General features: G+C 58.3%; 15 protein-coding genes. 10 read left to right on the top strand and 5 right to left on the bottom strand.

Features of this window, described 5'->3' with window-relative positions; translation table 11 throughout:
• Positions 1-99: 99 nt before the first annotated feature.
• Entirely contained in the window at positions 100-585 is a 486-nt protein-coding gene (locus tag AVO44_RS10780; protein WP_068336658.1) for a peroxiredoxin, read from the bottom strand.
• Positions 586-684: 99 nt separating this feature from the next.
• Between AVO44_RS10780 and AVO44_RS10775 the strand changes: the two genes are divergently transcribed.
• The 3 genes from AVO44_RS10775 (at position 685) to AVO44_RS10765 (ending at position 2,721) form a co-directional block, all read left to right on the top strand.
• The gene (locus AVO44_RS10775; RefSeq protein WP_068336655.1) at positions 685-1,896 is read left to right on the top strand and encodes an NAD(P)/FAD-dependent oxidoreductase; all 1,212 of its coding nucleotides are present in this window, start codon (positions 685-687) and stop codon (positions 1,894-1,896) included.
• Complete coding sequence (rsmD, locus tag AVO44_RS10770; RefSeq protein WP_068336651.1) at positions 1,893-2,453, top strand: 16S rRNA (guanine(966)-N(2))-methyltransferase RsmD; 561 nt, start codon at positions 1,893-1,895, stop codon at positions 2,451-2,453. The genes AVO44_RS10775 and rsmD overlap by 4 nt, the downstream gene beginning before the upstream one ends.
• Before the next feature lie 88 nt (positions 2,454-2,541).
• On the top strand, positions 2,542-2,721 hold the full coding sequence (locus AVO44_RS10765) for a hypothetical protein (RefSeq protein WP_068336649.1): 180 nt from the start codon (positions 2,542-2,544) through the stop codon (positions 2,719-2,721).
• Here the strand turns inward: AVO44_RS10765 and map are convergent.
• The gene (gene map / locus AVO44_RS10760) at positions 2,709-3,521 is read right to left on the bottom strand and encodes a type I methionyl aminopeptidase (RefSeq protein ID WP_068336647.1); all 813 of its coding nucleotides are present in this window, start codon (positions 3,519-3,521) and stop codon (positions 2,709-2,711) included. The genes AVO44_RS10765 and map overlap by 13 nt on opposite strands.
• Positions 3,522-3,793: 272 nt before the next feature.
• On the opposite strand from map, the gene AVO44_RS10755 reads away from it, so the two are divergent.
• Positions 3,794-4,189 carry a RidA family protein gene (locus tag AVO44_RS10755; protein ID WP_068336643.1) on the top strand — a complete coding sequence of 132 codons (396 nt, stop codon included), beginning with the start codon at positions 3,794-3,796 and terminating at the stop codon, positions 4,187-4,189.
• A 13-nt stretch (positions 4,190-4,202) separates the two neighbouring features.
• Here the strand turns inward: AVO44_RS10755 and sfsA are convergent, their stop codons facing one another.
• The gene (gene sfsA / locus AVO44_RS10750) at positions 4,203-4,910 is read right to left on the bottom strand and encodes a DNA/RNA nuclease SfsA (RefSeq protein WP_068336641.1); all 708 of its coding nucleotides are present in this window, start codon (positions 4,908-4,910) and stop codon (positions 4,203-4,205) included.
• A 52-nt stretch (positions 4,911-4,962) separates the two neighbouring features.
• Between sfsA and AVO44_RS10745 the strand changes: the two genes are divergently transcribed.
• From AVO44_RS10745 to AVO44_RS10730, 4 genes are read left to right on the top strand one after another with little or no spacing between them, the layout of a single operon-like run.
• Entirely contained in the window at positions 4,963-5,685 is a 723-nt protein-coding gene (locus tag AVO44_RS10745) for a competence/damage-inducible protein A (RefSeq protein WP_068337313.1), read from the top strand.
• Positions 5,682-6,392, top strand: coding sequence for a GNAT family N-acetyltransferase (locus AVO44_RS10740; protein ID WP_068336639.1), 711 nt, complete (start codon positions 5,682-5,684; stop codon positions 6,390-6,392). Before AVO44_RS10745 ends, AVO44_RS10740 begins: the two co-directional genes overlap by 4 nt.
• A 14-nt stretch (positions 6,393-6,406) precedes the next feature.
• A complete protein-coding gene (locus AVO44_RS10735) occupies positions 6,407-6,979 on the top strand; it encodes a peroxidase-related enzyme (protein ID WP_068336636.1) in 573 nt (190 codons plus the stop codon).
• On the top strand, positions 6,976-7,878 hold the full coding sequence (locus tag AVO44_RS10730; protein ID WP_068336633.1) for an OmpA family protein: 903 nt from the start codon (positions 6,976-6,978) through the stop codon (positions 7,876-7,878). The genes AVO44_RS10735 and AVO44_RS10730 overlap by 4 nt, the downstream gene beginning before the upstream one ends.
• Before the next feature lie 248 nt (positions 7,879-8,126).
• Here AVO44_RS10730 and AVO44_RS10725 read toward each other — a convergent pair whose 3' ends face one another.
• On the bottom strand, positions 8,127-9,038 hold the full coding sequence (locus tag AVO44_RS10725) for a LysR family transcriptional regulator (RefSeq protein ID WP_068336630.1): 912 nt from the start codon (positions 9,036-9,038) through the stop codon (positions 8,127-8,129).
• Positions 9,039-9,266: 228 nt separating this feature from the next.
• Here AVO44_RS10725 and AVO44_RS10720 point away from each other — a divergent pair, with 228 nt between their 5' ends.
• Positions 9,267-9,707 carry a DUF4399 domain-containing protein gene (locus tag AVO44_RS10720; RefSeq protein ID WP_068337311.1) on the top strand — a complete coding sequence of 147 codons (441 nt, stop codon included), beginning with the start codon at positions 9,267-9,269 and terminating at the stop codon, positions 9,705-9,707.
• A gap of 129 nt (positions 9,708-9,836) precedes the next feature.
• Positions 9,837-10,769, top strand: coding sequence for a glycosyltransferase family 8 protein (locus tag AVO44_RS10715; protein WP_068336627.1), 933 nt, complete (start codon positions 9,837-9,839; stop codon positions 10,767-10,769).
• A 60-nt stretch (positions 10,770-10,829) separates the two neighbouring features.
• Here AVO44_RS10715 and AVO44_RS10710 read toward each other — a convergent pair whose 3' ends face one another.
• Positions 10,830-12,857, bottom strand: coding sequence for an NADPH-dependent 2,4-dienoyl-CoA reductase (locus tag AVO44_RS10710; protein WP_068336624.1), 2,028 nt, complete (start codon positions 12,855-12,857; stop codon positions 10,830-10,832).
• Positions 12,858-12,947 lie beyond the last annotated feature (90 nt).

The following is a 12,947-nucleotide window of genomic DNA, read 5'->3' as shown; positions in this document are numbered from 1 at the left end:
GAACTCCCTGATCGTATGCCGTAACTATTGGCGGATCAGGGCGTTGCATCAAGTTAATTAGCGTGCAGGGCCCCGAGGATCGCCCGAGGCCAAACGCGATCAGATCGTCTCAAGCAGGCTTTCACCCGCTGAAATTTCGCACGCACCTGGGTTTTCTTCCACGTTTAGCGCGGTGACTTTTCCGTCTTCCACCAGCATGGCATACCGCTTGGACCGGGCATAGAGGCCAGCAGGCGGTGCGTCAAAATCCATCCCGATGGCTTTGGTAAACTCGGCCGAGGCATCGCCCAGCATGGTCAGCCCCGCATTAGCGGCGCCCGTGGCCTCTCCCCAGGCCTTCATCACGAAAGGGTCGTTGACGGCGACGCAGATGATCTCATCCACACCTTTGGCAGTGAACTGATCCTTTGTTCGCACAAAGCTGGGAACATGGGCCGAATGGCATGTCGGTGTGAATGCACCGGGTACCGCAAAAATCACGACTTTGCGCCCTTTGGTCTTGTCTGAAATCCGCACCTCTTCGGGGCCATCTGCACCCATCTGCGTAAGTGTGGCGTCGGGCAGCGTGTCACCTGTTGAAATCATTGTTAACCTCCTGTCGTTTGGATTTGCAGAGTCGGGCTTAGCCGCAATATAGGTGGTCGCGTGGATGAAACCACGGGAATTCGATGGGGTGGAAGGTACATGAGCCATATTGTCGTGATAGGTGCGGGGCAGGCAGGGTCTTCGCTTGTGGCCGGGCTGCGCAAGGGTGGGTTTGAAGGGGACATCACCCTGATTGGGTCCGAGCCGCATCTGCCCTATCAGCGCCCGCCTTTGTCAAAGGCCTATTTGCTAGGAGAGATGGAGCTTGAGCGCCTGTTCCTGCGTCCCGAGAGTTTTTATGCCGAAAACAACATCACCCTTCGCTTGGGCCAGCGTGTTACCGCCATAGATCCGCAGGCCAAAACGGTCACCGTGGGGGACGATGTGATCTCGTACGATGAACTGGCACTGACCACCGGATCTGAACCCCGCCATCTGCCCGCCTCGATTGGCGGTGATCTGAAGGGCGTGCATGTGGTGCGCGACCTGTATCATGTGGATGAAATGGAGCCTTATGTTACTGAAGGCGCGCGCGCCCTGATCGTGGGCGGCGGCTATATCGGGCTTGAGGCTGCGGCCGTCTGCGCCAAACGCGGGGTCAAGGTGACTCTGGTCGAGATGGCAGATCGTATCCTGCAAAGGGTAGCCGCGCCCGAGACCAGTGATTATTTTCGTGCTTTGCACACGCAACACGGTGCCGATATACGCGAGGGCGTGGGGCTAGACCATCTGGTTGGAGAAGACGGCAAGGTGGTCGGCGCAGTTCTGACCGATGGCACCGAACTTGACGTCGACCTTGTTGTTGTTGGCGTGGGGATTACCCCTTCGACCCAACTGGCCGAAATGGCCGGGTTAGAGTTGGACAACGGGATCAAGACCGACGCACATGGGCGCACCTCCGATCCCTCAATCTGGGCAGCGGGTGACTGCGCGTCTTTCCCGCATGCCGGAACGCGCATCCGACTCGAAAGCGTGCCAAACGCGATCGATCAAGCCGAGCTTGTGGCCCAGAACATGCTGGGCGCGGGCAAGGACTATGTTGCGACGCCCTGGTTCTGGTCGGACCAATATGACGTCAAACTCCAGATCGCCGGGCTGAACACAGGCTATGATCGTGTCGTGACCCGTCAGGGCGAGGGGCAGACTGTATCCTTCTGGTACTATAACGGGGATCAGTTGATTGCAGTTGACGCGATGAACGACCCGCGCGCCTACATGGTCGGCAAACGCCTTATTGATGCAGGCAAGACCGCCGATCCTGCGGTGGTTGCCGACCCCGAAGCGGACCTGAAACCGCTGCTTAGAGCGTGAGAATCATTGCCGGAGAGTTCCGGGGCCGGGCTTTGACCTCGGTCGGCAAAGGGGATACAGGTGCACATCTGCGTCCCACTACCGACAGGGTCCGGGAAAGCCTGTTCAATGTTCTGACCAATCAGATTGATTTTGATGGCTTGCGCGTACTGGACCTTTTTGCGGGCACTGGCGCGCTGGGGCTTGAGGCTTTGTCGCGTGGCGCGGCGCACGTGACCTTCGTGGATGACGGGCGCGTGGCGCAGAGTCTGATCCGCAAGAATATCGACCTGACCCACAGCGCCGACCGCACCGACCTGATCCGCCGCGACGTCACGCGGTTGGGTCAGAATCCGGGCAAGGCCTATGACCTGATCTTCCTAGACCCCCCCTATGGCAAAGCGCTGGGGCAGAAAGCCATTGCGGCCCTATCGGATGGCTGGATGGCTGACGGTGCCCTGATTGTCTGGGAAGAAAACGCACCGATGCGGGCGCCCGACGGGTTCATTATGCAGGACGCTCGGAAATACGGCGATACGCATATCACGCTCATGTGGCATGGTGATCCAGACAGATAACCAAGTAAACCGAACGGACCTCTGACCCGCCTCGCGTCAGCTATTCTGTCTTTTGAGAAACTGGCCAGCGTGTGTTAGTGTACTCGCCATGGACCGAGCCCTAACCCCTTCGATCTGGTCTGTCCCCAAGGACGCTGACGCGGCCACGGGGCCTGAACGCAAACCCATGCGAGCCCCGGTCTTCATCCAGGACGCGATGACGCCATTGGGCGACGAAACCCTGCTGTTGAAACTGTTGCGCGACCAGTCCGCTGATCAGGACGAATAGGTTGGGTGGAACTTATTGCCCGGCGATAGGGTAAAGATATCAACACCATCCGCCGTTACACCCACCGAGTGTTCAAACTGCGCGGACAGCGATTTGTCGCGGGTCACGGCTGTCCAGTCATCGGCCAGCGTCTTGGTTTCGGGACGGCCCAGGTTGACCATCGGCTCAATGGTAAAGAACATACCCTCTTCCAGCATCGCGCCAGTCCCCGGACGCCCATAATGCAGCACGTTCGGCGGCGCGTGGAACACCCGGCCCAGCCCGTGGCCGCAGAAATCGCGAACAACGCTCATCCGGTGCGCCTCGACATAGGCCTGGATGGCGTGGCCGATATCACCAAAGGTATTACCGGGTTTGACCATCTCGATACCCTTGAACAGCGCGTCATGGGTCACTTGGATCAAACGCTCGGCCTTGCGCGGCAGCTTGCCCGCCACATACATGCGCGATGTATCGCCGAACCAGCCATCCACGATCACCGTGACATCGATATTCAGGATGTCACCGTCCTTTAGCCGTTTGTCGCCGGGAATCCCGTGGCAGACCACGTGGTTCACACTGATGCAACTGGCGTGCTGATAGCCTTTGTAGCCAATCGTTGCCGAAGTTGCGCCTGCATCCTCGACCATCTGGGTGATGATCCGGTCAATCTCACCCGTGGTTTGGCCAGGAAAAACATGCTCCGCGATGTTGTCGAGTATCCGCGCGGCCAAGGCCCCTGCCGTATGCATACCGGCAAAGTCACCCTGTTCATAGATACGGATACCGTCCTTTGTCAGACGGCCACGATGTTCTTTCATGGATGCAAGGCTCCGAATGTTTCGCGCAACCCGTCTTTTACGCTGCTTGTGCAGAAAGTTCCAGAGGGCTTGAGGTCGCGTGCGGTAGGTTGATTAGATGGTCCTTTGGGCCGGTTCTGCAAGTGCCACCGCGTCAATTGGATAAGTGAAGCGCGTTGTATCGAGGCTGGCAGACAGATTCGGGCAGAAATTTCCCTCGATTTTCAGCCCGTTTCGGCGCCTATTCTGCATAGTGACGCCGAATTTCGCCGATATTGCCAGGGAGCAGAACAATGCCGCACAAGCGAGAATTGATTTCAAACGGAAACCCGATGGAAACCATTGTCGGGTTCAGCCGTGCAGTCAGAGTGGGAAATTTCATTGCGGTAGGCGGCACCGCCCCGGTCGATCAGGAGGGCAAGACCGTAGGGGTCGGTGACGTGTTCGTGCAGACCAAGCAGTGTTTTGAAATTATCAAAGCAGCCTTGGAACAGGCAGGGTCCGGTTTGCACGACATCGTGCGTACCCGCGTGATCCTGACGGATATCGACAATTGGAAGCAGGCGATTGAGGCCCGGAAACTTTACTGCCTGGATGCGCGGCCGGTCGACACGATCATGGCCATCGACCGTTTCGTGAACCCCGAATGGCTGGTCGAGATCGAAGTGGACGCCGTTGTCGCCGATTGACGCAAAGCTATGCTTACTTGACCCAGTTTCCTGTTTCGGGCCGCACCCATACCCCTTCAGTCGAAATTCGCGTTCCATGGATCAAACTTTCCACGCCCTGCGCTTTTGCAGCGTCGAACGCCTTGGCGTAGGCGGGGTCGATATCCGCCGCCAGCGCAAACCGGTCACAGTCAGTACGCTGCACCAGATACAGCATGATCGCCCGGTGCCCTTGCGCCACCATCCCGGACAGCTCGGCCAAATGCTTGGCGCCGCGCGCGGTCACGCTGTCTGGAAATTCGGCCAGACCCGGCTGTCGTGACAAAGTTACGCTTTTTACCTCGACATAGGCGTCCGGCAGCCCCGGTTCGCTCAGTAAAAAGTCGATGCGGCTTTTCTCACCATATTTTACTTCGGCCCGAATGGTGCCATAGGCGGCAAGTTGGGGTATCTCACCCGCCTCTAACGCAGCCCGCAACGCCTTGTTGGGAACGGATGTATCCACACCAGTGAAATGCCCGTTTTCATGGTCGACCAAACGCCAGCCGTATTTCAGCTTTTTCTTCGGATCGTCATTCGGCTCAAGCCAGATTTTTTCACCCGGTTCAGCCAGCCCCATCATCGAGCCGGGATTGGCGCAATGGGCCGTGACCTCGCGTCCGTCCTCAAGCATGCAATCCGCCAGAAAGCGTTTGTAGCGGCGGATAAGGCGGGCGGGGACGAGGGGGCTTTCAAATCGCATGCCTCACGGCCTATACCTGCCCCAAAGGTCGATCAAGAGGGAGGCGCGTACCGTGGCCAATCCAACCGCTGCAATGCTTGTAATCGGAGATGAGATCCTGTCGGGCCGGACCCGTGATTCGAATATGCACTTCCTGGCCGGAGAGCTGACCAAACACGGTATCGACCTGAAAGAAGTGCGTGTCGTCAGCGACGACGCGCCCGCCATTGAAACTGCAGTCAAGGCGCTGTCGCAGGCATATTACACTGTATTTACCAGCGGCGGGATCGGCCCGACCCATGACGACATCACCGCAGATTGCATTGCGCGCGCATTCAGCAGGCCCATCGACGTGCGCGAGGATGCGCGGGCGTTGCTGCAGGCCCACTACGACAAATCCGGTCTGGAGCTGAACCACGCGCGTTTGCGGATGGCGCGTATTCCGGACGGGGCCACGCTGATCGACAATCCGGTTTCGACAGCACCCGGTTTTACCATTGAAAACGTGCACGTGATGGCCGGGGTGCCGTCAGTTTTTCAGGCTATGGTCGCCAGCGTGCTACCCGGCCTGACCGGAGGCAATCCGCTGTTGTCACAGACCTTGCGCGTCAACAGGGGCGAAGGCGATATCGCCGCAACCCTCGCCGCATTGGCCGAGAACTTTCAGGATCTTTCGATCGGTTGCTATCCATTCCAGGTCAATGGTGTCTTTGGCGCGAACGTGGTCGTGCGGGGGACGAACGGCGCGCAAATTGACGCGGCCATAACCCGATTGGCGAAAGAACTGGATCTGTGAACACCAACTGGGCCGCCATCGTCGACGGCACTTGGCCTGCTGCACGGTACGAAAGGCTAGGGCCATTTCAATTGCGACAGGGACAGGGCGGCGGCTCACGCGTGAGTGCCGCAAGTGCGCTGGGTCCGGCGACCGAGGCTGATATTGACGCCGCCGAAGCCGCGATGCAGGCGATGGGGCAAAAGCGCCTGTTTTGCCTGCGTCCAGGGGATGAGGCGCTGGACGTGCAGCTTGCCGCACGAGGGTATGACATTCTGGACCCGGTCAATATCCATGCCTGCCCTGTTGATCATCTGACCGACATCCCCATCCCCCGTGTAACGGTCTTCACCATTTGGGAGCCTCTGGCCATTATGCGCGAAATCTGGGCGCAGGGCGGGATCGGGCCGGAACGGATCGCCGTGATGGACCGCGCGAAGGGTCCGAAAACCGGTTTTCTTTTGCGTCGCAGCGATCATCCCGCCGGCACCAGCTTTGCTGCGCTGCAGGACGGCATTGTCATGGTTCACGCACTTGAGGTTTTGCCAGAACACCGCCGGCAGGGGCTGGGTGCGTGGGCAATGCGCGCTGCTGCATTTTGGGCGCAGGCGAACGGCGCCAAAACGCTCAGCGTGATCTGCACCAAAGCAAATGACGGCGCCAACGGGCTATATCGCGCACTTGGGATGGAGATTGTCGACGAATACCACTACCGTCAGTCTGCCTAAGGAGAGAGCCCGACGTGACCGACGAGACTATGCCCACTGCGCTGAACCTGCCGATGGTGGACCCGCTGCCCCCCGAAACGCAGAAGTACTTCGATATTTGTGTGGAAAAGCTTGGCTTTGTGCCCAATGTGCTGCGCGCTTATGCGTTTGACATCGACAAGCTGAACGCGTTTACCGCGATGTATAACGATCTTATGCTGGGCGACAGCGGCCTCAGCAAGTTGGAGCGCGAAATGATCGCGGTGGTCGTGTCAGCGATCAACAAATGCTTCTACTGCCTAGTGGCCCATGGCGCAGCGGTGCGACAGTTGTCTGGCGATCCGCAATTGGGCGAGAAGTTGGTCATGAACTACCGCGTTGCCAATCTGAACCCCCGCCAGCGCGCGATGTTGGATTTCGCCGCCAAGATGACCACAGCCAGCACTGAGATCGAAGAGCCTGATCGCCAGCGTCTGCGCGACGTAGGTTTCACCGACCGGGATATCTGGGATATTGCCAATGTCGCCGGGTTTTTCAACATGTCTAACCGGGTTGCAAGCGCGACTGCTATGGCTCCGAACGACGACTATCACGCGCAGGCTCGATGATCCGAATTGCCCAAGTGATCCTTTTGGTGCTGGCAGGACCCCTTGCCGCACAGGATCTGACGTTGCCCACCGGCGCGCGCCAGCTAAGCGAACGTGTCAGTCCGCTCGACAGTTACGACATGCCGACCGGCCCATTCGACGGTGGCACCCTGCCGGTGCGCCAAGTCGAAGGTCGTGTCGAAAGGTTCACATGGCGCGTGCAGTCTGGTTCCAGCACAACACTGCAACTTCTGGCGCCGCTGCGCGAACAAATCACCGCGCAAGGTTATGACATTATGTTCGAATGTGCGGCCAAGGCCTGCGGCGGGTTCGACTTCCGCTTCGCGACAGAGGTGGTGCCAACCCCCGACATGTACGTGGCGATACAGGATTATCGCTTTCTGGCCGCCACACGCGGAGAAGACGTGTTGACCCTGCTGGTCAGCCGCAACCCGCCCAGCGGTTACATCCAGATGATCCGGGTGACCCCGGTAGATGCCCCTGCCCCGCCCCCGTTGGTGATCGAAGAAACAGTCGAGAACTCGGGCGGACTGCTTTCTGCCCTGGCGCAGAACGGGCACGTTATTCTGGACGATTTGCATTTCCGCACCGGTGAAATCACCCTGGGCGACGGCCCGTTTGCCTCACTGGCGCAGATAGCGGGCTATCTGGCCGACAACCCGGGCACGCGGCTGGCACTCGTGGGGCATACAGACGACACCGGCGCCCTGGACGCCAACATCTCTGTCAGCACGGGACGGGCGCAAGCGGTGCGCGTCCGACTGATCGAGGCGTACGGCGTGTCAGGCGACCGGATCGAAGCGCGCGGAATCGGATACCTAGCCCCCCTAACCTCGAACGCCACACCCGAAGGTCGCGACCTTAATCGCCGGGTTGAGGCCGTGCTGCTGGTCAACTGACTCGGCTTTCCTGCGTCGAAGGGTTCTGACAATTCAAAAAAAATGACCCGCATCAAAGCGCGGGCCGTCAAAGTTTACCGAGGAGATATGTGCTATTCTATAAACTATCTTCACCAAAAAAGACGATTTGTCGACGAAACAAAGACAATATGAGATTTTCTTTGGCGTATTGCCAGCACCTTAAGCGAACGAAGTGAGTCAATTCACAGAACGCAGCAGGATTTCGCACCAGCGTAATGTGATTTCTGTCAACTCGCCCAGTCCATCAGGCCTTTGTCTGCGAAGGACTCGACGAGGAAATCAATAAAAGCGCGCACCTTGGGCTGCGTGAAACGGCCGGGTGGATAGACGGCATAGATGCCCTGCACTTCATCAGGCAGGGATGGCATCGCATCCAGAACCGCACCTGTTTTCAGCGCGTCCGCGTATAGATAGCTTGGCAGATAGGCGATCCCCAGACCCGAGATGGCCGCATTCAGCAGCGACTGACCGTCGTTGACGCTCAGCCAGCCAGCCGTGCGTACCTGTCGCTTTTCGCCGGATGGTGCGGTCAACCGCCATACATTGCCGGATGACTGGCTGGAATAGTGCAGCAGTTTGTGTTCGTTCAGATCGTCGATCTTCTGCGGGCGGCCAAACTTTTCGATGTAACTGGGCGCGGCGACCATGCGTTTAACGGTTTCAGTCAGTTTGCGGGCGCGCAGGGTGCTGTCTTCCAGCTCACCAATACGTACGGCCACGTCAAACCCTTCCGAGATCAGCTCTACATAGCGGTTGTTCAGAACCATGTTCACCGTGATGTCCGGGTAGGCGGCCAGAAAATCCGACAAAACCGGTGACAGGTGATTCACCCCGAAATCCGTCGCCACACTGATCCGTAACAGGCCGGACGGTGCCGACTGCATTGAGGTAACCAGCGCATCCGCCTCGCCCGCGTCATTCAGCACGCGGCGCGCGCGGTCGTAATAAGCCAATCCGATCTCGGTCGGGGAAACGCGACGCGTGGTGCGGTTCAGCAACCGCGCGCCCAACCGGGCCTCAAGGCTGGATACGTGCTTTGACACAGCCGATTTGGAGATGCCCATTTTCTTGGCCGCATCGGTGAAGCCTCCCTGGTCCACCACGTTGGCAAAGGCTTCCATTTCGGTCAGTCGGTCCATTCTCATTCCCCAGGTCTTTCGTTCTTTGTCTCACTATTGGCGTCAATCTGGGCGGAAACTGGGCAGACATGGGATAATATCAGGGTTTTAAAACGGATCGTTTGCAGATGGGAAACGCGGAAACAGTGGTTTCCAAATACACTACACCCATAAAAGAGACCGATTTTAGGACCGGTGATCCTGATATGCTAGGATGAGAATGGCAAATTTGTGACCATGGAGGAGAACATGAAACCGCTTTTTGCAATTGCGGCCCTGTGCCTGTCCGCAACCGTTGCGTTGGCCGGTGGCGAAACACCGTCAAACCCCGACGCGGAAGTCTATTTCGTGACCCCTGCCAACGGGGAAACGGTTCAATCTCCGGTCACGGTGGTCTTTGGTCTCAGGGGTATGGGCGTGGCCCCGGCCGGGACCGAGAAAGAGAATACCGGCCACCACCACCTTTTGATAGATCGCCCGCCAATTGGCGAAGGTGAAGACGGCGCAGATGAACTGGCTTATGGCCTGCCTGCCGATGACAACCACCTGCATTTCGGCGGTGGCCAGACAGAGGTAACGCTGGACCTCGCGCCCGGAGAGCACACGCTACAACTGGTACTGGGTGATGCCAGCCATGTACCGCATGCAACTCCGATCGTTTCGGAAGTGATCACGATAACAGTGGAATAACCCACGGGTTCACATTCGGGAACATGTTATCAAAAATCAACCAATGCAGTCCGGCACAGGGTTGCATTTGCAATACGTTCGTCGTGGTTGTAACTGTGCCCATCAAATAAACATATTCCTAGGTTTGTTATGCAAGTGGTTTACGGCGTGGATGGGAATCTTCTGTTTCCAGCCCTTGTATCTGCATATTCGGCGATTCAGAACGCCAGCAAGGCGATTGATGTCACCATTTTCGGGCAAGACTTCACATCTGATGATATTGCTCTGGTCGAAAAGGTAAACAGCACTCTGGCGCGCGGCACGGTGTCTTACCGCGCCTATGACCTTGCCAAGCTCAATAGGTTTCCGGATTTCAAAACAAAGTTTCCGGCAATCACCTTGCTGCCGCTCTTCCTGCCTGAACTCTGTGACCAGCGTTGTGTTTTCATCGATGCTGATACGCTTGTCCTTTCGGACGTGTGCGAGCTTTTGGAACAGGACCTTGATGGCCATGCACTCGGGGCCTGCGTCGACATGGGATTGGTGACGATGGGTGAGGGCCGGTTCCTGCGCCCGAACCTGCAACAGATGCTCAGACCTGCGCGAGAATACGAGAAATCCCTGACCAGGGTGATCAAAAGCATCAGGCTAGGCTTCATTCCCGGCGAAAACTACTTCAATGCAGGCATCATGGTGATGGACTGCCCGGCAATCCGGAACAGCGCCGATCTAGGTGACTTAGACGACTTCGACAGGCTGATCCCCCATATCCACGATCTGCCCGAACAGGATAGGCTGAACGAGATTTTTTTTGGTAAATGGAGCCGGTTGCCCATGCAGTGGAACACGCGACCCCAAATCTGGTTTGACACCGTCAATCCGAAATACCGAAAAATGACGGATCTCTTTCGGGCGCAACTGGCCGAGGCGCGGGACAATCCGAAAATGTGGCACTATGTCGGCGGCAAGAAACCATGGAAGGCGACGGCTCTCACGCGTCTCTTGTGTCGCCGGGCCTATCGCGACTACCGGGACTATGTCGCGCGTTTTGAAAACGATACCGGCCTGACATTTTCGATGTAAGTTTGCACGCCTTTCGGTAAAGCGCCCGGCGGGCCGGTCATTAGGCCAGTCCAGGTAATCTCAGAACGCCGCCGCCAATCGTGTACCCTGATTAATCGCCCGCTTGGCATCCAGTTCCGCGGCAACATCCGCCCCGCCGATAACATGCGGCGTGATACCGCGTTCGATCAGCGCATCCGCAAGACTGCGGTCCGAAACCTGACCCGCGCATAAAACAATCGTATCCGCCGCAATGACGGTGGGATCGGCGCGGTCTTCGCCAAAGCTGACATGCAGGCCGTCTTCGTCGATCTTTTCATAGTTCACGCCACCGACGAAATTTACCTGCTTCATCTTCAGCGTCGCGCGATGAATCCAGCCCGTGGTTTTCCCAAGCCCCTTGCCGTGCGCCTGCTTCTTGCGTTGCAAGAGCGTAACCTGACGCTTGGGCGCTTCGGGCTGTGGGCCTTCGGGGGCCAGGCCCGAACGGTAATTGGCCGGGTCGGTGACGCCCCATTCCTTCATCCAAAGGGGAAGGTCGGTGGTCGCGCTGTGGCCGTCTTCGATCAGAAATTCAGAGACGTCAAAGCCGATACCCCCGGCGCCGATTACGGCAACGGATGCGCCGACCTCGGCCTTGCCGCGCAGTACGTCAATGTAGCTCAATACATTGTCGCGGTCCTGCCCGGGTATCTGCGGATCGCGCGGGGTGACACCCGTGGCGATCACCACCTCGTCAAAGCCGGTCAGTTCGTCGGCGCTGACTTCGCGGTTCAGTTCCAGTTTGACACCCAGATCGGCCATCATGGTGCGGTACCAGTCGACCAACCCCCAGAATTCCTCTTTTCCCGGAACCTGTTTCGCCATGTTCAGCTGGCCCCCAATTTCACCGGCACGGTCGAACAAGGTGACGCTGTGGCCACGCTGGGCGGCGGTCATCGCGGTGGACAACCCAGCCGGACCTGCGCCGACGATGGCCACGGACTTTGGCTTGTCGGTCTTCTCGATCACCAGCTCGGTCTCGTGACAGGCGCGTGGGTTCACCAGACATGATGTCAGCTTGCCGCTGAACGTGTGATCCAGACAGGCTTGGTTACAGGCAATGCAGGGCGCGATCTTGGCAGACTCTCCTGCCATTGCCTTGGCCACGAAATCCGCATCCGCCAACATCGGACGGGCCAGCGAGACCATGTCGGCACAACCTGTCGACAGCACCTCTTCGGCCACCTCGGGGGTGTTAATGCGGTTCGAGGTGATCACCGGAATAGACACCTTGCCCATCAGCTTTTTCGTCACCCACGCAAAGGCCGCGCGGGGAACGCTGGTGGCAATGGTTGGGATCCGCGCCTCGTGCCAGCCGATGCCAGTGTTGATGATCGTGGCGCCGGCCTTTTCGATCTCTTGCGCCAGTTGCACCACCTCGTCATGGGTCGAGCCGTTGGGAACAAGGTCGATCATTGAAAGGCGGTAGATGATGATGAACTCACGGCCCACTGCCTCACGCGTGCGGCGCACGACCTCGATGGGCAGGCGCATCCGGTTCTCGTAAGACCCGCCCCAGCGATCGGTACGCTTGTTGGTATGGGTCACGAGGAACTGGTTTAGGAAATACCCCTCGGACCCCATGATTTCGACCCCATCATAACCCGCCTTCTGAGCCAGAACGGCAGCGTTGACGATATCGCTGATCTGTTTCTCAATGCCCTCCTCATCAAGCTCGCTTGGAGGGAATGGCGAAATGGGCGATTTTACCGGGCTGGGCGCTACGCATTTCGGGCCATAGGCATAGCGGCCCGCATGCAGGATCTGCATCGCGATCTTGCCGCCCGCCTGATGCACCCGGTCCGTCACGATAGAGTGGTTCGCCACGTCCTTTTCGGTCGTCATCATCGATGCACCCGGCAGAACCGATCCTTCCAGGTTTGGACCAATCCCACCCGTCACCATCAGTGCCACGCCGCCGCGCGCCCGGTCGGCATAGAACTCGGCCACCCGGTTCCAGTCGCCGGTTTCCTCAAGCCCCGTGTGCATCGAGCCCATCAACACACGGTTCTTCAAGGTGGTAAAGCCCAGATCAAGCGGGGCCAGCATGTTTGGGTACGCGGTCATGGCAAAACTCTCCCTCCTGACGTCATGCCCCAAATTGCCGTGCGCGTCACCTTTGTCACGCGAAACCTCACGTCACCCCCTTTGCTGCAG

The organism is Ruegeria profundi, assembly GCF_001507545.1.
Lineage (GTDB): Bacteria > Pseudomonadota > Alphaproteobacteria > Rhodobacterales > Rhodobacteraceae > Ruegeria > Ruegeria profundi.
Note: the sequence above shows the minus strand (reverse complement) of the source record. Positions and strands in the feature narration are given on the sequence as shown.